This window comes from Streptomyces sp. NPDC059989, assembly GCF_042736975.1.
Classification (GTDB): Bacteria; Actinomycetota; Actinomycetes; order Streptomycetales; family Streptomycetaceae; genus Streptomyces.
In genome coordinates this window covers 254,752-275,191 of the sequence record NZ_JBHWUO010000004.1, presented here as the reverse complement: position 1 = coordinate 275,191, position 20,440 = coordinate 254,752, and the positions used below count along the sequence as shown (strand labels likewise).

The 20,440-nt window shown below is 69.8% G+C and carries 14 protein-coding genes; 8 read left to right on the top strand and 6 right to left on the bottom strand.

Annotated features, from left to right (window positions below; translation table 11 throughout):
- Positions 1–17 precede the first annotated feature (17 nt).
- On the bottom strand, positions 18–2,120 hold the full coding sequence (locus ACFWBN_RS06010) for a hypothetical protein (RefSeq protein ID WP_385171203.1): 2,103 nt from the start codon (positions 2,118–2,120) through the stop codon (positions 18–20).
- A gap of 240 nt (positions 2,121–2,360) precedes the next feature.
- Between ACFWBN_RS06010 and ACFWBN_RS06005 the strand changes: the two genes are divergently transcribed.
- Positions 2,361–3,062: a class I SAM-dependent methyltransferase gene (locus tag ACFWBN_RS06005; protein WP_385171200.1), complete on the top strand. Its 702-nt coding sequence runs from the start codon at positions 2,361–2,363 to the stop codon at positions 3,060–3,062.
- Between the two features lie 67 nt (positions 3,063–3,129).
- Positions 3,130–3,909: a 3-hydroxybutyrate dehydrogenase gene (locus tag ACFWBN_RS06000; RefSeq protein ID WP_385171197.1), complete on the top strand. Its 780-nt coding sequence runs from the start codon at positions 3,130–3,132 to the stop codon at positions 3,907–3,909.
- A 98-nt stretch (positions 3,910–4,007) separates the two neighbouring features.
- Here the strand turns inward: ACFWBN_RS06000 and ACFWBN_RS05995 are convergent, their stop codons facing one another.
- Positions 4,008–6,314, bottom strand: a complete 2,307-nt coding sequence (locus ACFWBN_RS05995) for a family 20 glycosylhydrolase (protein WP_385171189.1) — start codon at positions 6,312–6,314, stop codon at positions 4,008–4,010.
- Positions 6,315–6,660: 346 nt separating this feature from the next.
- Between ACFWBN_RS05995 and ACFWBN_RS05990 the strand changes: the two genes are divergently transcribed.
- The 4 genes from ACFWBN_RS05990 to ACFWBN_RS05975 all read left to right on the top strand — a co-directional run bounded on the left by ACFWBN_RS05990 (position 6,661) and on the right by ACFWBN_RS05975 (position 12,003).
- A complete protein-coding gene (locus ACFWBN_RS05990; RefSeq protein WP_385171186.1) occupies positions 6,661–7,770 on the top strand; it encodes a mechanosensitive ion channel family protein in 1,110 nt (369 codons plus the stop codon).
- A gap of 11 nt (positions 7,771–7,781) precedes the next feature.
- A complete protein-coding gene (locus ACFWBN_RS05985; RefSeq protein WP_385171183.1) occupies positions 7,782–8,084 on the top strand; it encodes a DUF1876 domain-containing protein in 303 nt (100 codons plus the stop codon).
- A 329-nt stretch (positions 8,085–8,413) separates the two neighbouring features.
- Positions 8,414–10,117: a carbohydrate binding domain-containing protein gene (locus tag ACFWBN_RS05980; protein WP_385171179.1), complete on the top strand. Its 1,704-nt coding sequence runs from the start codon at positions 8,414–8,416 to the stop codon at positions 10,115–10,117.
- Positions 10,118–10,284: 167 nt separating this feature from the next.
- A complete protein-coding gene (locus ACFWBN_RS05975; RefSeq protein WP_385171177.1) occupies positions 10,285–12,003 on the top strand; it encodes a serine/threonine-protein kinase in 1,719 nt (572 codons plus the stop codon).
- 22 nt (positions 12,004–12,025) lie between these two features.
- Here the strand turns inward: ACFWBN_RS05975 and ACFWBN_RS05970 are convergent, their stop codons facing one another.
- The 3 genes from ACFWBN_RS05970 to ACFWBN_RS05960 are packed head-to-tail and all read right to left on the bottom strand — an operon-like array spanning position 12,026 to position 14,960.
- A complete protein-coding gene (locus ACFWBN_RS05970) occupies positions 12,026–12,790 on the bottom strand; it encodes an amino acid ABC transporter ATP-binding protein (protein WP_385171173.1) in 765 nt (254 codons plus the stop codon).
- 11 nt (positions 12,791–12,801) lie between these two features.
- Positions 12,802–13,761, bottom strand: a complete 960-nt coding sequence (locus ACFWBN_RS05965) for an ABC transporter substrate-binding protein (protein WP_385171171.1) — start codon at positions 13,759–13,761, stop codon at positions 12,802–12,804.
- Positions 13,762–13,814: 53 nt separating this feature from the next.
- A complete protein-coding gene (locus ACFWBN_RS05960; protein WP_385171169.1) occupies positions 13,815–14,960 on the bottom strand; it encodes an LLM class flavin-dependent oxidoreductase in 1,146 nt (381 codons plus the stop codon).
- Between the two features lie 689 nt (positions 14,961–15,649).
- On the opposite strand from ACFWBN_RS05960, the gene ACFWBN_RS05955 reads away from it, so the two are divergent.
- Complete coding sequence (locus tag ACFWBN_RS05955; protein ID WP_385171166.1) at positions 15,650–16,672, top strand: amino acid ABC transporter permease; 1,023 nt, start codon at positions 15,650–15,652, stop codon at positions 16,670–16,672.
- A gap of 3 nt (positions 16,673–16,675) precedes the next feature.
- On the opposite strand, the gene ACFWBN_RS05950 is transcribed toward ACFWBN_RS05955, so the two are convergent.
- Entirely contained in the window at positions 16,676–19,672 is a 2,997-nt protein-coding gene (locus tag ACFWBN_RS05950) for a carbohydrate binding domain-containing protein (protein WP_385171164.1), read from the bottom strand.
- A gap of 379 nt (positions 19,673–20,051) precedes the next feature.
- Here ACFWBN_RS05950 and ACFWBN_RS05945 point away from each other — a divergent pair, with 379 nt between their 5' ends.
- Positions 20,052–20,411, top strand: a complete 360-nt coding sequence (locus ACFWBN_RS05945; RefSeq protein WP_385171161.1) for a hypothetical protein — start codon at positions 20,052–20,054, stop codon at positions 20,409–20,411.
- The last annotated feature ends 29 nt before the right edge of the window (positions 20,412–20,440 follow it).

The window sequence follows — 20,440 nt, the reverse complement described above, 5'->3', positions numbered from 1 at the left end:
AGAGGCCTGATGCCCCCCTAGCGCAGCCCACAGCTACGGAAGTCGACGGCCGCCATCACCACGGCATCAGTACGCGGTTGAGACAGAATGCTCTTCGCCTCGCTGGGATCTGCGCTGAGTGCAGCCATGGCTCGGGAGACTTGACTCGCGACACGTTCGGATTCCCGGGAGATTTCGCTCCGATGCCATTCCTCGACGGTCCGCTCCTGGGAGAAATAGGCAGCGACAACCGACAAGGCGCAACAGAACTGCTCCAGGCTTCGCTCGAGGCACGTCCCCTCCCCCTCAGCCTTGAATGACTGCGCTGCGCTGTTCAGTGCCAGGATCAAACCGTTCCCGTCGCCGGCCGCGTCGACACCGGATCGCATTCCCAAGGTCGACGCGACCATGCTGGAACCCTCTTCTCTCGCCTTGGCTATGGCGGCCTCCGCGACAGACAGGCCCATTCGTCGGGTGACGCGGAAGACCACCTCGGGCACTGAGACTTCCACCCCTTCTTCGCGTCGTACATCGACGCACTGGCGAGCGGCCCGAATGAGATCTCTGGGGAGCCCACCGCTCAGTGCGTGACAGTAGAGAGCCAGCTCGTCAGGAAAATACAGAACCCGACGCTTCAGAAGTTCCCTGGATTCATCCAGACTGAATCGCCGAACCGGCACCACCGTGTCGAAGGAGGAATCGAAGGCGTCCCTCACCGGAACCCCTCTGAGCGAGAAGGAGTGCAGGGCGTCCTCCGATACCGAGACGACGAAGTGAACGTGGTCGACATGAAGGAGGTCCTTCATTCCGTTGACGAAGGCCAGCGCATCACCCGGTTTTTCCATCTTGTCCAATTCATCCAAGGCGAGAACCATGTCCTTCTTGGTGATCTCGTGGTACCGAGCGGCAAAGGACTTGAAGTCCGAAACCAGTTCCGGGTGAGTCCGCTCCCTCTCGGTCAGCTCCATCTGATCCTGATCTTCCATGGTCAGAAATTTGACCGCGAAGGCATTCTTCGACGTGTGCTGATGTTTCGAGGTGAAATCCAGGGATTGGAGAACCTTGCGAGCCAGCCGGACTTCCGCAGCTTCGTGGGCGGAGGAGCCTGCTCTGACACTCGCCAGGAGGCCTAGTGAGTAGATGCCCAGACCGATGACCAGGAGGACCAGACCGAAGACATCGATCGCCGACAACCGCGCGTAACTCGACACGTGATTGAGGACGATGACGCCACCACCGAATACTGCGACCAAGAGACCCACCATGCTTCGAACCCAGGCAGTCCTTTGGGTTTCCCCCTTCGGCGAAACATCCGCACCGCAGTCCTTGAGCACCGCCCGTGCCACTTCACCATGGATCAGACGAATGAATTCCGGGGACGAATACTTCACCGGAATGGGAAGATACACGCCCAGACGCTCATGGGAGGCATCGTTGCATACTCGGCGCATGACCGTGGTCTTGCCGACTCCCCGTGGACCGCTGATCCCTACCGCAGAGGTCGTGTGATCTTTTATGAATCTGATCACGCTGCTCACTGATTCGGATTCGACCGTATCAGTGGATTCCAACTCCACCAGACGTGGCGCATCGGAACTGTCAAGGAAGGGGAGTCTCCGCTGATCTCGTTCGTGCTGCTCGTTGATGATGGATGAGAGCGTTCCCTTGGCGTCGATCGCGAGGCTCTGCAAGAGCCGGGCCTCCGCTCCCTTCAGCCTCAGTCGCGCGTTCTCGTGCCGGCGCACCCAGGTGACGGCAGCCGAGCTGATGGACGAAATCAAGCCGAGGGTCACTCCGACAGCCAGAACACCGACCCACCCACGGGTGTCACTGACGAAGGACATGTATATGACGGTCGCCAAGGCGGAGACGACAACCGTAGCGATCACCAGCGGCACCCAGAAGTTGGGACGACTGCTCTTTATGAGGTCCAGGTTTGCGTTCTGCCACTCGGCGTGCTCCGACGGTGCACCTTCCAGCAATTGCGGCTGCAGCCGACGCAACTCTTCTTCCGATTCTTTGTTCAGCTCTCCGAGCAGGTCCGGGCTGGCGGTCGCAGCCTCGACGGCTCTCTCCAGAATCTGATCGACCGAAAGGTACTCGGTTGATTCCTCGGGAGCTCGCTTGGATCGGAAGAGCATGAGTCCTCCCAGGGTGCAGACGCGCAACAACCCTGCTATATGAAATTTTAGTGCGGCTCCCGCTTCCTGCATCTTCCGACTGCGGACCCGCCTGATGGTGGCCGAAATCGAGGGCTCGTGGGACGGGCCGCGCCGGGCGATGATGGCTCGATGGACCGACGGGTGGACACACGACCGGCACCGTACGCGGCACCACCGGAACCCCGTCCGGACGGCAGAGTGCCGGGTGAGGCGTACGCCGTGTCGGCCGAGTTCTACGACGTGTTGCACGCCCGGGCGTACCACCGGCACGCGCTGGCCCTGGCCGGGCCCGCGGGCGCGGCCCGGGTCGGGATCGTCGAAGTGGGGGCCGGGACCGGGCTGGTCACCGATGTGCTGATCGGCGCCTCCTCCGTGCCGGTGCATGCCGTCGAGCCGGCCGCGGCGATGCGGGCCGTGCTGCTGTCCCGGCTGCACCCGCCCGCCGGGGGCTCCGCCGGGGACCGGGTGACCGTACACGCCTGTTCCGCGCTCGAACTGTCCCTCAGCGGCCAGGCCGACCTGGCGGTGTGCCTGCGGATGGCTGCTGGCCTGCCTCCCGAGGAGCGGCGCGCGCTGTGGCGGACGCTTGCCGATCTGCTGGTACCGGGCGGCCTGCTCTTCCTGGACCGCCCGCCGGCCCGGCTCCCGGCGCGGCCCGCCCGGCGCTCGCTGGGCGAGGTACGGCTGGGTACGGACACGTACGGCGGACAGGTCATCGCGTATGCCGAGGACGGCCGGATCCGCTGCGACTACACCTACCTGGTGTGCCGTCAGGGCCGGGTGCTGCGCCGGGCACAGGAGTCCTTCCTGCTCTGGCCGCTGACCAGGGAGGCGCTGGGCGAGGAGCTCGCGGACGCGGGCCTCGCCCTCGACGGGGACCTGCCGCCGGACCTGCTGCGCGTATGGCGGCCCCTGCCATAGGACGGCCCCGGACTGTGGTGTCCGCACATGTGGGCCGCCGGGTCGTGCGTCTCTTAGGTTCCGGGCCATGACGAGCGAACTTCACGTGGATCCCGCCGCGCCGGTGGACCTTTCCGGACGCACCGCCCTGGTGACCGGGGGCGGCAGCGGCATCGGGCGGGCCTGCGCGCGGGCGCTGGCCGGGGCCGGGGCACTCGTACACGTGGCCGACATCGACGCGGGAGCGGCCGAGGAGGTCGCGAAGGCCGTCGGTGGCCGTGCGCACGTCGTGGACCTGGCCGATGCCGAGGCGGTCCGTGCGCTGCCCGCCGAGGTGGACATCCTGGTCAACAGTGCCGGGTTGCAGCACGTGGCGGCGATCGAGGACTTCCCGCCGGACCGGTTCGAGCTGATCCAGCGGGTGATGGTCACCGCGCCGTTCCTGCTGCTGAGGCAGTGCCTGCCGCACATGTACGCGGGTGGCTGGGGGCGGGTGGTGAACATCTCCAGCGTGCACGGACTGCGGGCCAGCGCCTTCAAGTCGGCGTACGTGGCCGCCAAGCACGGGCTGGAGGGCCTGAGCAAGGTCGCGGCCGTCGAGGGCGCCCCGCACGGGGTGACCAGCAACTGCGTCAACCCGGGCTACGTCCGTACCCCGCTGGTCGAGCGGCAGATCGGCGCGCAGGCCGAGGCCCACGGCATCGCTCCCGAGGACGTCGTGACGGACGTCCTGCTCAAGCGCTCGGCGATCAAGCGGCTGATCGAGCCGGAGGAGGTGGCGGCGGTCGCGGTGTGGCTCTGCGGCCCGCACACCGGCTACGTCACCGGCTCGTCCATCCCCCTCGACGGTGGGTGGGGCGCCCACTGAAGATCACTATGGTCTGACGGGGACCAGGACCCCCTGCGGCCGGCCTCGGGCGGATGCCCGAGGCCGGCCGGCCCCGTGCCGGGGCCGGGCAGGCCGGTTCAGGCGATCTGCCACAGCTGGTACGCCGAGCCGTTGGCCGGCTGCTGCGTGACCAGGGCTCCGTCTGTGCCGGAGGCGGTGGTCATGAGGAGGCCGCTCTTCTTGTTGGCCACCGAGTGGCCTCCGGAGCCCGCTCCGGTCGTCCGCCAGCGTTGGCTGTCGCCGCCGGTGCACGTCGCCTGGACGACGGCGGCGCCCGCGGCGGTGGAACCGCCGGCGACGTCCGCGCACAGCTTGGAGGAGCCGTTGACCAGGGTGTAGGTGCCGTCTGCGTTGAGGGTCAGCTGCCACTGCTGGTTGGGTCCGCCGTGCGGCGTCCAGGTGATCAGCTGGGTGCCGGAGGTGCTGGAGCTCGCCGGGTCGTCGAGCGCCTTGCCGCCGGCGGTCAGGGTGCGGGTGCCGCTCAACTGGCCGCCGTACACCTCGAATTCGTACAGCGAGTATCCGTAGGAGGTGCCCCGCTGGGTGCCGTGGACGCGGATGTGGCGGCCCGACCCGGTGAGGCCGGTGAGGTCCTGGACGCCGCCGGTGCCCGTGGTGGTGGAGTAGACGGTGCGCCAGGTGGTGGCGTCGTCGGAGAGCTGGATCTGGAAGGACTTCCCGTACGCCGCCTCCCAGCGCAGCACCACGCGGCTGATGCTCTGGGTGGACCCGAGGTCGACCTGGAGCCATTGCGGGTCGCCGTACGCGCTGGACCAGCGGGTGGCGGGGTCGCCGTCGGTGGCCGAGGCCGCCGGGAAGTTCGCCGCCTCGGTGCTGGAGGCGGTGGTCGGGCGGCCCTGGGCCAGGTTGCCCGGTCGGCCGAGGCCGGGCCAGGCGGGGTTGTGGCCGACGGCCGCGGCGATCGGGGTGAAGGCGGCGTAGGTCGGGGTCAACTTGGGCGAGCCCCAGGTCTGTTGGGCCAGTGCGCGCAGCGGGTACATGATGCCGGCCGCGATCTGCTGCTCGGTTTCGGCGGTGGGGTTGTCGCACCAGACGTGGAGCACCGAGCCGGGGTTCTTCGCGGGGTCGGACAGGGTGTTGCCGCCCTCGAAGCGGTCCGGCGTCCAGGTCTCGTACATCCACTTGGTGTCGGGTTTCGCGCCGCCGAGCACGTAATAGGTCGGGGTCCAGGACTCGTTGGCGACGATGTGGCCGGCGTCGGCGAGCTGCTGGGGCGTGAGGCCGTAGGTGTACCAGTACTCGACGAGGATGCCGGGGTGGGGGCGGAGCGTGCCGTCGCCTGACTTGATGCCGTCGTTCCACATCCGGGTGGTCTTGCCGCCCGCTCGCACGAGGTCGTCCGCCCAGTTGACGAACCCGTAGTAGGTGTCCTTGGCGGTGGCGTTCGCGCCGTAGTGGGCGCGGGCGTAGCTCAGCAGCTGCGGGTACTTGCCGTAGTCGGTGACGTATTCGTCGGCGCCGATGTGCCAGTAGGGGGCCGGGAACAGCGGCAGGTACTCGTTGATCAGGTCCTTGATCAGGGTGTACGAGGCGGGGAGCGAGAGGTCGATGAAGTCGGGGCTGACCGCGCCCGAGCTGCTCTTGAGCTTGAGTTCGGGGTGGGCGGCCAGGACCGCGTTCATGTGCCCGGGGGTGTCGATCTCCGGGACGATGGTGACGTGGTACTTGCGGCCGAGCTCGACCAGGTCGGCGATGTCCTGCTTGGAATAGTGGTCGGCGGAGACGATCTCGGGGTGGGTGGAGCTCTCCAGGCGGAACCCGTAGGTGTCCGACAGGTGGAAGTGGAAGTAGTTGAGCTTGAGGTAGGCCAGCTCCTTGATGTGCTGCTTGAGCCAGTCGACGGTGAAGAACTTCCGCCCCTGGTCGACCATGAGTCCGCGCTCGGCCTTGGTGGGCCAGTCCACGGCCGTGCCGGCCGGCACCGAGGCCGACTGGTGCAGGAGCTGGAGGACGGTGCGGGTGCCGTAGAAGGCTCCGGTGTCGGTCCCGGCCTGGAGGGTGAGGGATCCGGAGACGGTCATCCGGTAGCCCTCGGCGGGGAGGGTGGAGTCGCCGAGGGTGAGGCCGATGTCGCCGGCGGCGGGGGTCCCGGTGGCGACGGCCACGCCGCGCCCGGCCAGATCGCCCAGATCCTGGGCGAACGTGGCTGCCTCGTCGGCCAGTTGGGCGGTGTATGCGGGGTCAACGACGATCCGGGTGGCGGCGGTGAAGGTGTACGTACCGGTGCCGGCCGTCCACTGGCGGAGCGCCGGGACGGTCTGCGGCGGCCCTGCGGCCGCCTGGGCGGGGCCGGCGGTGACGCCGGGTAAGGCCAGTGCGAACACCGCGCATGCGGTGGCGATCAGCAGTCTGAGCAGACGCATGGCTGCCTCCAGCCGGGTGTGGCCGAGCGGAGCGTGTGGGGGGCACCAGTGCAGCGCAGCACCGACTCCATGTCAATAGATGCTTGGAACCGCACCCGTACACGCATGAACGCGCAGGATTTCGGCGCCGAGTGGCGGGGGACGACGCCGTGACACCGGCCCACCTGCGGCGCGTCCCGGTCCATGGGGCAGGATGGCAGCCCGATTCGCGCGCGTACGTACACACGCCCGAACGGGGCTCCGCACAGCACGATCTGACAGGTGACAAGGTGACGACACAGCACATACGGCGGCCCGCGACGCCCCCCGCCGGATTCCCGGCCCTCCGCTGCCCGGAGGGGATCCTTTGATCCGGGACCTCGTCCTGCACGACTGGGTGGTGGCCGCCATCGCGCTCACCGCGGGTCTCGCGGCCGGACTGCTGCTGCGCGCCGTCCTGCGGTGGCTGGGCCGGCACGCGAGCCGGACGGCGTGGACCGGGGACGATGCCATCGTCGACGCGCTGCGCACCGTGGTGCCGTGGGGGGCCGTCCTCGGGGGCGCCGCCGTCGCGGCCTCGGCGCTGCCGCTCACGACGCGGGTGACGGAGGTCGTGAACCAGTCGCTGACCGCCGTGCTGGTGCTCATCGCCACGGTCACCGCGGCCCGGGTCGTCGCGGGGCTCGTCCAGTCCCTGGCGCAGTCGCGTACGGGGGTGGCCGGATCGGCCACCATCTTCGTCAACATCACGCGGATCGTCGTGCTCACGATGGGCGTGCTGGTCGCGCTGGAGACCATGGGCGTATCCATCGCTCCGCTGCTGACCGCCCTCGGGGTGGGCGGCCTCGCGGTCGCCCTGGCCCTGCAGGACACCCTCGCGAACCTCTTCGCGGGGGTGCACATCCTCGCCTCGAAGACGGTGCAGCCCGGGGACTACATCCGGCTCAGCGGCGGCGAGGAGGGGTACGTCGTCGACATCAACTGGCGCAATACCGTCGTGCGCAACCTGTCGAACAACCTGGTGATCATCCCCAACGGTCGACTCGCACGGACCAACATGACCAACTTCACCCAGCCGGAGCAGAAGCTGTCGATCCTGGTCCAGGTGGGCGTCGGCTACGAGAGCGACCTGGAGCACGTCGAGCGGGTGACCCTCGACGTCGTGGACAGCGTGATGGCCGATGTCACGGGCGGGGTCGCCGATCATGAGGCCGCCGTCCGCTTCCACACCTTCGCGGACTCCAGGATCAACTTCACCGTGATCCTGGGCGTGGGCGAGTTCAGCGACCAGTACCGGATCAAGCACGAGTTCATCAAGCGCCTGCACCAGCGGTACCGCGTCGAGGGCATCTCCATCCCGGCCCCCACCCGGACCGTCTCGGTCCAGCCGCCGGCCGCCTCAGCGGTCCCGCACCAGCGCGACGGGGCGCACGGAGGGATCCTGGAATCAGCCGGCAACAGAGGTACCGGGGTGTGAGGAGGCGCGCGATGACACACGCCGAGGAGTGGAAAGTGGGCGTCTACCTGAACGAGGAGGACGGCACGACCAAGGCCCGGGCGGTGCTCGACACCGGAAAGACGACGATCGTCGGCCGGGGCAGGGCGCGCTGCAACCCCCAGGACGTGGAGATACCCGCGATCGGTGACGAGCTGGCGGCGAGCCGGGCGATGCGGGACCTGGCGGGCCAGCTGATGCGCGCCGCCGACCGGGACCTGGCCGCGGTGGGCGCCGTGCCGAAGCCGCCGCGCACCGGTTACGGCTGGCCGGAGGACCTGGGGCCGGCCAGGTAGGCCGCTCCGGAGGGGGGTCGCGGAGGGCGCCCGGCTGATGACACAGCGCAGCACGGGCGCCCTCCGTCGGGGGTGCGAACCGCGGATCACCGGGTGGAATTCCGCCACCGTCCACAGAATTGGTCCAGACCTATTGACGTCGGGTGATCCGGAGGAATAGGTTCCCGGCCAAAGAGTGGTCACGGCATCAACTGCCCTTCACCCCCACGGCATTCGGGATGCGGCGGAGCCCTCGTTCGCGCGCGCCCGCCCCGGCGCGTCCCGTTGACCACGAGGTCACCGAGTCCGCGTTCCGCGCTGCCCTCTTCTCCCCCCACGGAGGCACTTCCTTGCGTACCCGCACCCACACCCGTACTCGCAGCCGCACTCACACCCGTACCCGCCTGGCCTGCGGCCTCGGCGCCGCCGTCCTCGGCGCGGCGGCCGTGCTGACCGCTCCCGGCGCGGCGTTCGGCGCCAACCTCCTCACCAACGGCGACTTCGAGGCCGGCACGCTGTCCGGCTGGTCCTGTACGGGAGGCCTCGGCTCGGTGGTGAGCTCGCCCGTGCACGGCGGCGGCAAGGCGCTGGCCGGCGCGGCCAGTTCCAGCGACAACGCCAAGTGCACCCAGACCGTATCGGTGCAGCCCAACACCACCTACACGCTGTCGAGTTGGGTCCGCGGCAACTACGTGTACCTCGGCGTCACGGGCGGCGCCTCCACCTGGACCCCGGCCGCGGCCGGCTACTCCAAGCTCAGCGTCTCCTTCACCACCGGCGCCTCCCAGACCAGCGCCGAGATCTACCTCAACGGCTGGTACGGGCAGGGCACTTACTACGCCGACGACATCAGCCTGGACGGCCCCGGCGGCGGCACCGACACCACCGCGCCGACCACGCCCGGCGGCCTCACCTCCACCGGCAAGACCTCCTCCACCGTCTCCCTGTCCTGGGCGGCCTCCACCGACAACGTCGGCGTCACCGGCTACGACGTCTACCAGGGCGGCACCAAGGTGGCCACGTCCACCACCACGAGCGCAACGGTCACCGGCCTCGCCGCCAACACCTCGTACGCCTTCACCGTCCGCGCCCGTGACCTGGCGGGCAACACCTCCGCCGCGTCCGGCTCCCTCACGGTCACCACCGACACCACGACCGCTCCCCCGACCGGCTTCAAGCAGGCGGCCCCCTACCTCTACCTCGGCTGGGGCAACCCGCCGAGCGCGACGACGGTGATGAACGCGACCGGCGCCAAGTGGTTCACCATGGCGTTCATCCTCTCCTCCGGCGGCTGCAACCCGGCCTGGGACGGCCAGCGCGCCCTCACCGGCGGCATCGACCAGAGCACCATCAACTCGATCCGGGCGGCGGGCGGCGACATCGTTCCGTCCATCGGGGGCTGGCAGGGCAACAAGCTCGGCCCGAACTGCGCCACCCCCGAGGCCCTGGCGGGCGCCTACCAGAAGGTCATCGACGCCTACGGGCTCAAGGCCATCGACGTCGACATCGAGAACACGGACGAGTTCGAGAACGCCGTGGTCCAGGACCGGATCCTGGGCGCCCTCAAGATCGTCAAGCAGAACAACCCCGGCCTGCGGACCATCCTCACCTTCGGCACCAGCACCACGGGCCCGACCTCGTGGGGCAACCGCCTGATCGAGCAGGCGAAGGCGCTGAACGCCGACATCGATGTCTTCACCATCATGCCGTTCGACTTCGGCAACGCGTCCACCGACATGTACGCCAGCACCGTCAGCGCCACCGAGGGCCTCAAGACCAAGCTCAAGTCCACCTTCGGCTGGGACGACGCCACCGCCTACGCCCACATCGGCATCTCCGGAATGAACGGCATCAGCGACACCCAGGAGACCACCACCATCCAGAACTGGACCGACATCCGCAACTGGGCCAACTCCCACCACATCGCCCGCCTCGCCTTCTGGTCCGTCAACCGCGACCGCGGCTGCCCGGGCGGCGGCCTGCAGGAATCCTGCTCCGGCATCGCCCAGAGCGACTGGCAGTTCAGCTCCATCACGGCCGGCTTCACCGGCTGAACCGGCCCGGCGGAGGTGGGTCGCCCACGAGGGACGCCCCACCTCCGCCGGACGCGGGGCCGGGCATCCGGGCCCCGCGACCGCTCCGCAACTCCTCCGCGATCATGCGTCTACTCTTGTGCCCTCCAAGTGGTCGGCAGACGAGTGGTTCTGGAACGGAGCGTGCGGTGCCAGCGGGTGAAGCGAACGACGGCGAGCTGATCGGCAAGACGCTCGGGGGGCGCTACCGGGTCACCTCTACGGTGGGCCGCGGCGGCATGGGCGTCGTCGCGCGTGCCGTCGACGAACTCCTGGGCCGCGAGGTCGCCGTCAAGATCCTGCGCGCCTACACCGACGCCTCCGCACCCGAACTGGCCGACCTGCGAACGCGGATGCAGCGCGAGGCGCAGGCCGCCGCCCGCATCCGGCACGGCGGCGTGGTCACCGTGCACGACGTGACCGAGGAAGAGGGCCTGCCGGTCATCGTCATGGAACTCGTCGACGGGCCCTCGCTCGACGACGTACTGGCGGAACGCGGCCCGCTGGAGCCTCGCGAGGCCGCCGCGATCGGCGCCAAGCTGATGGACGCCCTCGATGCCGCGCACCGGGCAGGCGTCCTGCACCGGGACGTCAAGCCGGGGAACGTGCTGCTGGAGCGGGGCGGGCGGGTGGTACTCACCGACTTCGGCATCGCCACCATGGACGCGTCCGGCGACGAAGCCATGGCCAAGCTGACCCGCAGCGGCGAAATCATAGGCTCGATGGACTATTTGCCGCCGGAGCGCGCCCAGGGGCAGGAGCCCGGCCCCGCGTCCGACATCTGGTCGCTCGGCATGACGCTGTACGCCGCGGTGGAGGGGACCTCGCCGTTCCGCCGCACCTCCGTGTGGTCCACGCTCTCCGCCATCGTCACCGAGCCGCTGCCCGAGCCGCAGCGGGCGGGACCGCTCGCGCCGGTGCTCCGGGCGCTGATGGCGAAGGAGCCGGAGCGCCGGCCCACCGCCGACCGGGCACGGGCGATGCTGGAGCAGGTGGCCGCGGGCGGGGTCCCGGGCGTCGCACCCCCGGCCACCGCGCCCGCAGCCGTCCTGCCCACGCCCACCGCGTCGGCCGTCGCGCCGGCGGCCTCCACAGCCCCCTCCTTCACCCCGCCCGCCCCCGCCACCCCTGCCCCGTCCTTCACCCCTCCGGCCCCGGCGGCCTCGGGTTTCGGCCCGCCGCCTGCGGGTGGCGCGGGTGCCGTGCTGTATCACCAGCCCTCCCCTCAGCCCCCTCAGCCACCGCACATCGGTTACGCGCCTCCCGGCCGGCCGCCCACCCGTACGGAGCACAGCGCGTCACCCGCGGGGCGCCGGAGCCGTGCCCTCATCGCCGCGGCCGCCGCCGGCGTCGTCCTCGCCGTGGGCGGCGTCGCGTACGCCTTGACCGGTGAGCACGGCGCCGGCGGCGGCCGGGCCCAGGCGTCGGCTCCCCAGGGCGGCTCCACGGCGGGGAGCGATCGGCCCAGCGGTCCCCCGCAGCCCTCCCCCTCCGCGACGTCCCAGGGGAAACCGTCCGCCTCCCCCTCTCGGAAGCCGGGCGCGTCGGCGTCCCCGACCGCCTCCACGACGGCCAATCCCAGCCCTGTGTCGACGAGTTGCACCGGCTGGAACCACCGGGACCCGGCCCCGGGCAGCTACGGCTACATGTCCGGCGACTACCACCTGGAGACCGGGCCGTACCAGACGTGCCCGGCCGTGGCCCTGGCCAAGACCGGCACGAAGCTCTGGTACCACTGCTACATCGTCAACGCCCATGGGAACAAGTGGACTTACGTCCGCGTGGAAGGCACGAACACCACCGGCTGGATGTCCAATGACAACCTCACCCGCCAGAAGGGCCCTTCGACCCCCTGCTCCGCCCCCTGATCTCTCGTCACCTCGGCCCGCGTCACAGGACTTTGGAGAGAAAGGCGCGGGTGCGGTCGTGTCGCGGGGCGTCGAGGACGGCCGCGGGCGGGCCCTGTTCCACGACGACTCCGCCGTCCATGAACACGACGGTGTCGGCGACCTCGCGGGCGAAGCCGACCTCGTGCGTCACGACGATCATGGTGGTTCCGGCGCGGGCCAGGTCCTTGATGACGTCCAGGACCTCGCCGACCAGTTCCGGGTCGAGCGCCGACGTGGGCTCGTCGAAGAGCAGCACCTTGGGTTCGAGGGCGAGCGCGCGGGCGATGGCCACGCGCTGCTGCTGTCCGCCGGACAGCTGCCGCGGATAGGCGTCGGCCTTGTCGGAGAGACCGACGCGGTCCAGCAGCCGGCGGGCCGTCGCCTCCGCCTCCTCCCGCGGCCGCCGCAGCGCCGACACCGGGGCCTCGACGAGGTTGTCGAGCACGGTGAGGTGGGGGAAGAGGTTGAAGTTCTGGAAGACGAACCCGATGCGGGTGCGCTGCCTGAGGACCTCCTTCTCCTTCAGCTCGTGCAGTCTGCCGCGGGAGCGGCGATAGCCGATGATCTCGCCGTCGATGGCCACCCAGCCGCGGCTGACCTTCTCCAGGTGGTTGATGGTGCGCAGGAGCGTGGACTTCCCCGAACCGGAGGGGCCGAGGATCACGGTGACCTCGCCGGCGCGGACCTTCAGGTCGACGCCGCGCAGCACCTCCAGCGGCCCGAAACTCTTGTGGACGCCTCGAACGTCCACCATGACGTCGCTCACGGTTTCCCCTCTCACAGGTGCTCGGCCGGATTGATCTGCGACGCGTCGATCGCGGAGGCGGTGGTGCCCCACTTCTTCAGGATCTGCGCGTAAGTGCCGTTCTTGATCAGCTCGTTGACGGCGGCCTGGAAGGCGGGGGTGAGCGGGGAGCCCTTCTTGAAGGCGAAGCCGACGTCCAGGCGGTGGTACTCGCCGAGGAAGGTGGTGTGCGCGGCGGGCTGGGTGGCCTGGTGGCGCAGGCCGTTGATCGTCGACATGACGACGTCGATCCGGCCCTGCTGGAGGGCGGTGGTGACGGCCCCGGGCTCGGAGAAGACCTTGACCTCGTACGGCTTGCGGCCGGCGGCCGCGCACACGTCCTTCTTCGCGGTGAGGGTCTTCTCGAAGGTGGTGCCCGCGCCGGTGCCGATGGTCAGTCCGCACAGCTGGGTGAGGTCGGACACCTGTGAGGTCAGTGTGGTGTTGCCCGTCTTGACGGCGAAGCCCTGGCCGTCGTTGATGTAGGTGACGAAGTCGATGGTCTTCAGGCGTTCGGTGGTGACGCCGAAGTTTCCGGTGCCGAAGTCATACTTGCCGCTGCCGAGGGCGGGCAGGATCGTCTCGAAGGAGGCGTCCTGGCGTTCCAGCTTCACGCCGAGCACCTTGGCCACCGCGTCGGCGATGTCGATGTCCTGGCCGGCGGGCGGCTTGTCCTGCCCGTTCGGGTAGTACGCGCCGGGCGGGGACCCGACGGAGCTGCCGACGCGTACGGTGCCCGCCTTGCGGACGTCGGCGGGGAGCAGGGCGGCGATCGATTCCACGGCCTGTACGCCGGCGACCGGGTCGTCGGCCGGCGCGGGAGACACCTGGGCACCGGCCACGGCCGGTGCGCCGCCGGCGGAGCCGCAGGCGGTCAGCGCCAGGAGGGGCAGGAGGGCGAGGGCGGCGGCGGTGCGCAGGCGGGTGCGGATCCCGTTCCCGGGGAGGTTCACAGCGGGGAGGCCTTTCCGTGGCGGAGCGTGGTGGGTCGTGTGCGGAGGCGAGGTCACGCGCGCACCGCCGTGAGGGTTTCGCGGGGGGAGCGCGCCGCGCGCTCCGCGTCGCGCTTCGCGACCTCCTCGCGGACGAGCGGGATCACGTACCGGCCGAAGTCGACGGCATCGTCCAGCAGGTCGTAGCCGCGGGCCGAGAGGATGTCCACCCCGAGGTCGTAGTAGTCCAGCAGTGCCTGGGCGACCGTCTCGGGGGTGCCGACCAGGGCGTTGGAGTTGCCCGCGCCGCCGGTGGCGGCGGCGGTCGGGGTCCACAGCGCCCGGTCGTAGCGCTCCCCCGCCTCGGCGATGGCGAGCAGCCGCTGTGATCCGGTGTTCTGGGGTGCCGGGGCCTCCAGGACGCCGTTGCGCTGGTGTCGTAGGAGGCCTGCCTGCCGCCGCTGCTTGATGGCGCCCACCGTGCGGTGGGCCTTCTCCCAGGCCAGTTCCTCGGTCGGGGCGATGATCGGGCGGAAGGCGACCTGGATGCGCGGCACATCGGTACGTCCCGCGGCCCGCGCGGCGGCGTGCACGGCCTCGATCTGCTCCGCGGTCTTCGCGAGCGGCTCGCCCCACAGGCAGTAGATGTCGGCCTCCGCGCCTCCGGCGGCGTAGGCGGCGGGTGAGGAGCCGCCGAACGAGACGTCCGGGCGGGGTTGCCGGACGGGGAAGACGTCGCTGACGAAGTCGTGGAAGCGATAGTGCTCGCCCTCGTGGTCGAAGGGCTCGCGGGTGGTCCAGATCTTCTTGACGATCCGGATGTACTCGCGGGTGCGGGCGTAGCGCTCGTCCTTGGTCAGGGTGTCGCCCTCGCGGCCCTGCTCGTGGTCGTTGCCGCCGGTGATGAAGTGGACGGTCAGGCGGCCCCCGCTGATCTGGTCGAGGGTGGCGAAGGTCTTGGCGGCGTAGGTGGGGTACGAGACGTTGGGCCGGTGGGCGAGCAGGATCTGGAGGCGGTCCAGCCGGCTCGCGATGTACGCGGCGGCCGGCGCGGGATCCGGCGATCCGGAGCCGTAGGCGAACAGCACCCGGTCCCAGCCGTGGTCCTCGTGGGCCCGGGCGAGCCGGAGCGTGTACTCCTTGTCGAAGGCGGCGCCGGAGCGCGCGGTGGTTTCGGAGCCGTCGTTGGTGGCGGCGATGCCGAGGAATTCCACGGGCATGCGGTGGCCTTTCGAGAGCGGGAGCGAAAGCGGTGGATCGCGTGCGGGCAGGGGTGAACAACCGCCCGTACAGCGGTAGGTGACGGAGCGTCGGATGTCCGGACGCAGGGGCGAGGGCAGGGCGAAGCAGGCGTGACGACGCGGGGCGTCGGGAGAATCGGGGGTGGCGGCAGCGCACGTCCGGGCTCGCGGCACCGTGTCCTCACGCGGGTCGACGGCGCCCGCGCTCAGGAATGGTGGTGCGAAGGGGGATCTCGGCCCGCAACGGGGTCACCGAGGGAGGGGAGGGCCGGTCAGACAGCCCGCTGCCGAGTCAGGCGCAACACGCCGCGGACCACACCCGACCGAAGTCGATGTAGTCGCGCGAGACCAAGCGCTGCTGGGCATTCATGCGCCTACTTGAGCAGTACATGCTGCTCTTCGTCAAGCAACGGCCCGGATGGCGGACGGTGTCGGCCGGTCGGACCGGGCCTGGTTGACACGACCGCGCCATGGGCGCATACGATCGGGAGTGGATCGGCTCCGCCCTGCGCGGGAGCCCTTCCTGCCGCGTTGAGGGACGTGGCGAGCGTGACGACACGAGTACCGAGCACCGGGCGCCGAGTTACGGCAGCGCCGCATCCGTGCGGATGCCCGTGCCGCCCGGCGGTCATCCACGCCCGCGACCCCTTCCCTTGGAGAGCCTCCTCATGGCCACCCCTTCCGGCGTATCCGACACCCTTGCCACTCCGACCGTGGTGGCCGACCCCGTCGGGAAGCACTCGGACGCGCCGCCCGGCGACTCCGATACCGATTCCGAGTCGCCGCGGATCGTGCCGCGCCGGCGCATCGGCCGCCGGCTGTCCGCCGCCGCCGCACTGCTGGTCTTCGCGATGGTGCTCGGCTCCGTCGTCCGCAACGACGCCTTCCAATGGGACGTGGTGGGCCGGTATTTCACCACCACCGCGGTCCTCGACGGACTGCTGCTGACACTGTGGCTGACCGGCGCGGTGATGGTGCTCGGCTTCCTGTTCGGCACCGTGCTGGCGGTCATGCGACTCTCCGCGAACCCCGTTCTGCGGACGTTGAGTTGGGGCTACGTGTGGATCTTCCGGTCCACCCCGCTGCTGGTGCAGCTGCTGTTCTGGTTCAACATCGGCGCCCTGTACCCCACCCTCGGCCTCGGCATCCCGTTCGGCCCCGAGCTCTTCAGCGTCAAGACGGTGAACCTGCTCGGCCCGACCCTCACCGCCGTCATCGGCCTGACGCTGCACGAAACCGCGTACGCCGCCGAGGTGGTGCGCGGCGGCATCCTCTCCGTGGACCCGGGCCAGACCGAGGCGGCGCAGGCGCTCGGCCTGAGCCGGCGCCGCACGCTGCGCCGGATCGTCGTTCCCCAGGCCATGCGCTCGATCGTGCCGACCGCCGGGAACATGCTGATCGGGACGCTCAAGGGCACCAGCATCGTCAGCGTGCTGGCCGTGCACGACCTCCTCTACTCGGTGCAGCTGGTCTACAACCAGAACTACCAGGTCATCCCGCTGCTGATGGTCGCCACCCTCTGGTACATCGCCGTCACCACCGTGCTGGGCGCGGGCCAGTACTACGTCGAGCGGTACTACGCCCGCGGCACCTCCCGCGGCCTGCCGCCCACGCCGCTGCAGCGGCTGCGCATGCAGTCGGCCGCCCTGCGCGCCCGACTGCATGCGGTCACGGTCTCCGGCGACCGGTAGCCACTACTTCAGGTAGGGTCCGGCGGTCCCGATCTGCCCCGGCCCGTTCAGGACGTACACGCGCAGGTTGCCCTTGCCCGGGGCGGGGACGCTCAGGGTGCCGTTGCCGACGGTCTTCACGTCACCGGTGACGGCATCCCGGTAGGTGCCGTTGGGAATGCCGGTGTACGTCGCCCCGTTGGTGACGGCGACGAGCGCGAAGCTGTCGACGCCGCTCGCGGAGTCGGTGTAGCGGCGCTTGAAGGCCATGTCGCCGGAGATGCCCTCGGTGGAGTACTGGCCCGTCTGGAGCGCGTGGACGGCGCGGCGGATCTGGTTGAGCCGCTGCACGTGGCGGGCCAGGGGCTGGGCGAGGGTGGTGGCGACCGCGCCGGACGCGCTGGAGACCGTACCGAAGTCGGGGGCGACGACGCTGCCTTCGAGACCGGCTCCGAAGTAGGCGCGCCCGGTGGTCGCGAGCGGGCAGCTCGGCCCGCAGTCGATCGGCTTCCCGGCCTGGAACTCGGTCTCCGAGCCGTAGTACAGCGTCGGGATCCCGCGGAAGGTCCACATCAGCGACATGTTCTCGGCCCAGGCGTCGGTGCCGCCCGTGTAGCGGGTGCTCGACTTGTTCGGGCCGTAGTCGTGGCTGTCGACGTAGACGACGTTGTACGTCGCGTCGTTGGTGGAGTCGTCGGAGTCGCGGCCGTTGTTGTAGGCGTTGGAGGCATCACCGAAGTTCATGTGCATGCGCATGTCGATGATGTTCATCCCCGAGAACCGGCTGTGGTCCGGGGCGTGGTACGCGTTCCCGCGCAGGAAGGCGTTGTCGGAGGTCGGCTGGCCGCCGGTGCCGAGCTGCTCCTCGTACGCGTACTGCTCGATGGCGGCCGCGGCATCGTCCGCGCTGTACTCCTTGCGCTCCTGCCAGGTGTAGAACTGCGCGGAGTGATTGACCGAGCCGCGGTTCCACTTGTCGTTGACGAAGGCCGCGACCTCACCGAAGACGAAGAAGTCCTCGGCCTTGTCGGCGCCGAACTTCGCCGTCACCTCTTGGCGGATGGCGGGAAGGAAGCGGCGGTTCCAGGTGCTGCGTGGAATGTGCACGGCGGTGTCGACGCGGAATCCGTCGACTCCCATGTCGATGTATTTGTTGTAGGCGCCGATGAGGTGGTTTTGCACGACCGCCGATTCGGTGTTGAAGTCGGCCAGGTCCTCGTGCAGCCAGCAGGAGCGCGAGTCCTCGCCCTCCCAGTTCCCGATCCAGCACTGGTGGTAGTACGCCTTGGGGAACATGCCCGAGGTGGGGCTGGGCCACTGGCAGTTGTAGACGGTGTAGCCCTCGGCGCTCTTCCCGCCGGTCGGTACACCCCAGTTGAGGCAGGTGTTGCCGCTGGGGGCGGTGGTGGACCAGAGGTCGCCGTTGTAGTACGACTTGCCGGAGACCGGGTCGACGGTCAGGCCGTCGTACTCGAAGCCGTCCTGCTTCTGGTCGTAGTACCAGCTCCACTGGGAGTCGCGGACCCCGTAGACCGTCGGTGTGAACAGGCCCTTGGCGCCCCAGCGCGAGCTGTGGTTGTAGACGACGTCCTGGTAGATCTTCATGCCCTTGGCGTGGGCGGCGTTGATCAGGTCCTGGTAGGAGGCGCCGGCGGACTCCAGGCGGGGGTCGACCTTGTAGAAGTCGTAGCCGTGGTAGCCGTGGTAGTCGTAGTCGGAGCGGTTCAGGACCACCGGGGTGATCCACAGCGCGGAGAAGCCGAGGCCCTTGACGTAGTCGAGTTTGTCGACGAGGCCCTTGAAGTCGCCTCGGAACATGGGGTCGCCGGTGGCGGCGTTGCCGGACTTCACGTGCTGGCTGCCGCCCCGGTTGTTGGCGCTGTCGCCGTCGTAGAAGCGGGCGGTGAGGACGAAGTAGATGGGGTCCTTGCGCGGGTCGCCGCCCAGCGGCCGGCCGGCCTGGCCGACGGGCTGGTCGCCGGTGGTGGGGGTGACGGCGGTGGCGGGCGCCGAGACGTTGCCGGCGGCGTCGCGGGCGCGGACGACGTAGGTGTAGGCGGTACGGGCGTCCAGGCCGGTGTCGGTGCGGACGGTGGACGCGGTGTCGGCGACGACGGTGCCCTGGGTTCCGCCGGTGCGGGTGACCTGGTAGCCGGTGACGGCCGTGTTGTCGGTGGCGGCGTTCCAGGACAGTACGACGGAGGTGTCGGTGACGCTCGCGGCGACCCCGGCCGGCGCGGTCGGGGGCTCGGTGTCGGGGACGGCGGCGGCGCACGGGTCGGCGGCGGAGGCGGTGACCGCCTTGTTCCTGACGGTGGAAAGGCCGGTCTTCAGCTGGTAGTTGGAGCCGTTGTTGTTGTCCCAGGTGCCGTTGCCGTTGTTGAAGGTGGCCTGCCAGGTGGTGGCGGTCCCCAGGTCGACGGTCCTCTTCACCCAGTCCGTGCAGGCCGGTTCCATGCCTACGCCCGGCACGGCCGTCCACGCGCCGCCGGCGGGGGCGTAGTGCAGGTTGTGCGTCGCCCAGCCCAGCGTCCCGGTGTAGTAGTACACGGTCGCGGAGTTGCCGCCACCGCCGCCACCGGCGCCACCTCCGGCACCGGCGCACGGGTCGCTGTGAGAGACCACACCGTCCTTGACGGCGATGTTTCCCGTTCCCAGGGCGTAGTTGGCGCCGCCGTTGTTGTCCCAGGTGCCCGTGCCGTTGTTGAACGTGGCCTGAAGCCCCGCGGCGGAGCCCAGGTCGACGGTCCTCTTCACCCAGTCGGTACAGGCCGGTTCCATGCCCACACCCGGCACGGCGGTCCACGCACCGCCGGCGGGGGCGTAGTGCAGGTTGTACGTCGCCCAGGCCTTGGTCTTCGTGTAGTAGAAGACCGTAGCGGTGTTCGAGGCGGCGACGACCGGCTCACTGCGCCCGGCGTCCGGCTTCGGCACCGCCGCCATCAAGGCGAGCAGCACGGCTGCCGCCGCGAGGGGCCTCCAGATGCCTGGTCTCCGGGTACGTGCGGATGTACGTCTCATGCACGGCTCCATGTGGGGGCTGCCGCCACGCGGGGACGTGACAGCGCGAACGCAAGAACTACCAGGAATTTCCTGCAAGTTCTTGCATCGCGGAAGCTACCGGCGCATGACGGTGACGTAAAGGCCTGTGACGGGGCGCGGTATCCGGCCGCACAGCCCCAACCCCCTTGGGGACTGGCACCCTTGCTCCTGTCGGCACCCGCCTGCCGTGGCGGCCCGGCCGCGGAAATGCCTCGGCCGGTCGGCCGGTCCTGCTGCATACTCCGGGTGGGAAACGGGACGCAGGTATCGGCCATGGGCTGAGGGAGCGTCAGGGGGAGCGCGGAGCGGCTAGTTCGGTCGCGGGGCGCGACAGGGGGCTGGGGCGGGTGAAGCGCTCATGATGTACGGATACGCGGACGACTGGACGGCGTTGTTGTTCCTGCTGGTCGTGCTGTGGTGGTTGTGCGGTCCCTTCGTGATGGCGGGCCTGGGCGCGTGGTGCGGGCGGGCCCGCGGGCGGTCGCGCGTCAAGGCGCGGATCGCGAGCTTCGCGGTCCCGGTGGCGGTCATGGCGGCGCCCACGATCGCGAAGTTCAAACCGGACGGCGTCATGCCGACGCGCGGGGACGTGATCGGCTTCCTCGCCGTGGAGCTCGGTCTGATGACGGTCCTGCCCTGGCTGCTCGGGTACGGCGTGGCCCGGATCCTCGTCGCGCGGCGAGAGCGGCGGGAGCGGCGGGAGCGGCCAGAGGGCTGACGCCGGAGCCTGCGGCCACCGCGGCTCGC

Bases quoted from the DNA above. Each gene is read 5' to 3' on its own strand.
- ACFWBN_RS06010 (WP_385171203.1), bottom strand. From the start codon at position 2,120: ATGCTCTTCCGATCCAAGCGAGCTCCCGAGGAATCAACCGAGTACCTT.
- ACFWBN_RS05950 (WP_385171164.1), bottom strand. From the start codon at position 19,672: ATGAGACGTACATCCGCACGTACCCGGAGACCAGGCATCTGGAGGCCC.
- ACFWBN_RS05985 (WP_385171183.1), top strand. From the start codon at position 7,782: ATGACACACGCCGAGGAGTGGAAAGTGGGCGTCTACCTGAACGAGGAG.
- ACFWBN_RS06000 (WP_385171197.1), top strand. From the start codon at position 3,130: ATGACGAGCGAACTTCACGTGGATCCCGCCGCGCCGGTGGACCTTTCC.
- ACFWBN_RS05955 (WP_385171166.1), top strand. From the start codon at position 15,650: ATGGCCACCCCTTCCGGCGTATCCGACACCCTTGCCACTCCGACCGTG.
- ACFWBN_RS05995 (WP_385171189.1), bottom strand. From the start codon at position 6,314: ATGCGTCTGCTCAGACTGCTGATCGCCACCGCATGCGCGGTGTTCGCA.
- ACFWBN_RS05945 (WP_385171161.1), top strand. From the start codon at position 20,052: ATGATGTACGGATACGCGGACGACTGGACGGCGTTGTTGTTCCTGCTG.
- ACFWBN_RS05960 (WP_385171169.1), bottom strand. From the start codon at position 14,960: ATGCCCGTGGAATTCCTCGGCATCGCCGCCACCAACGACGGCTCCGAA.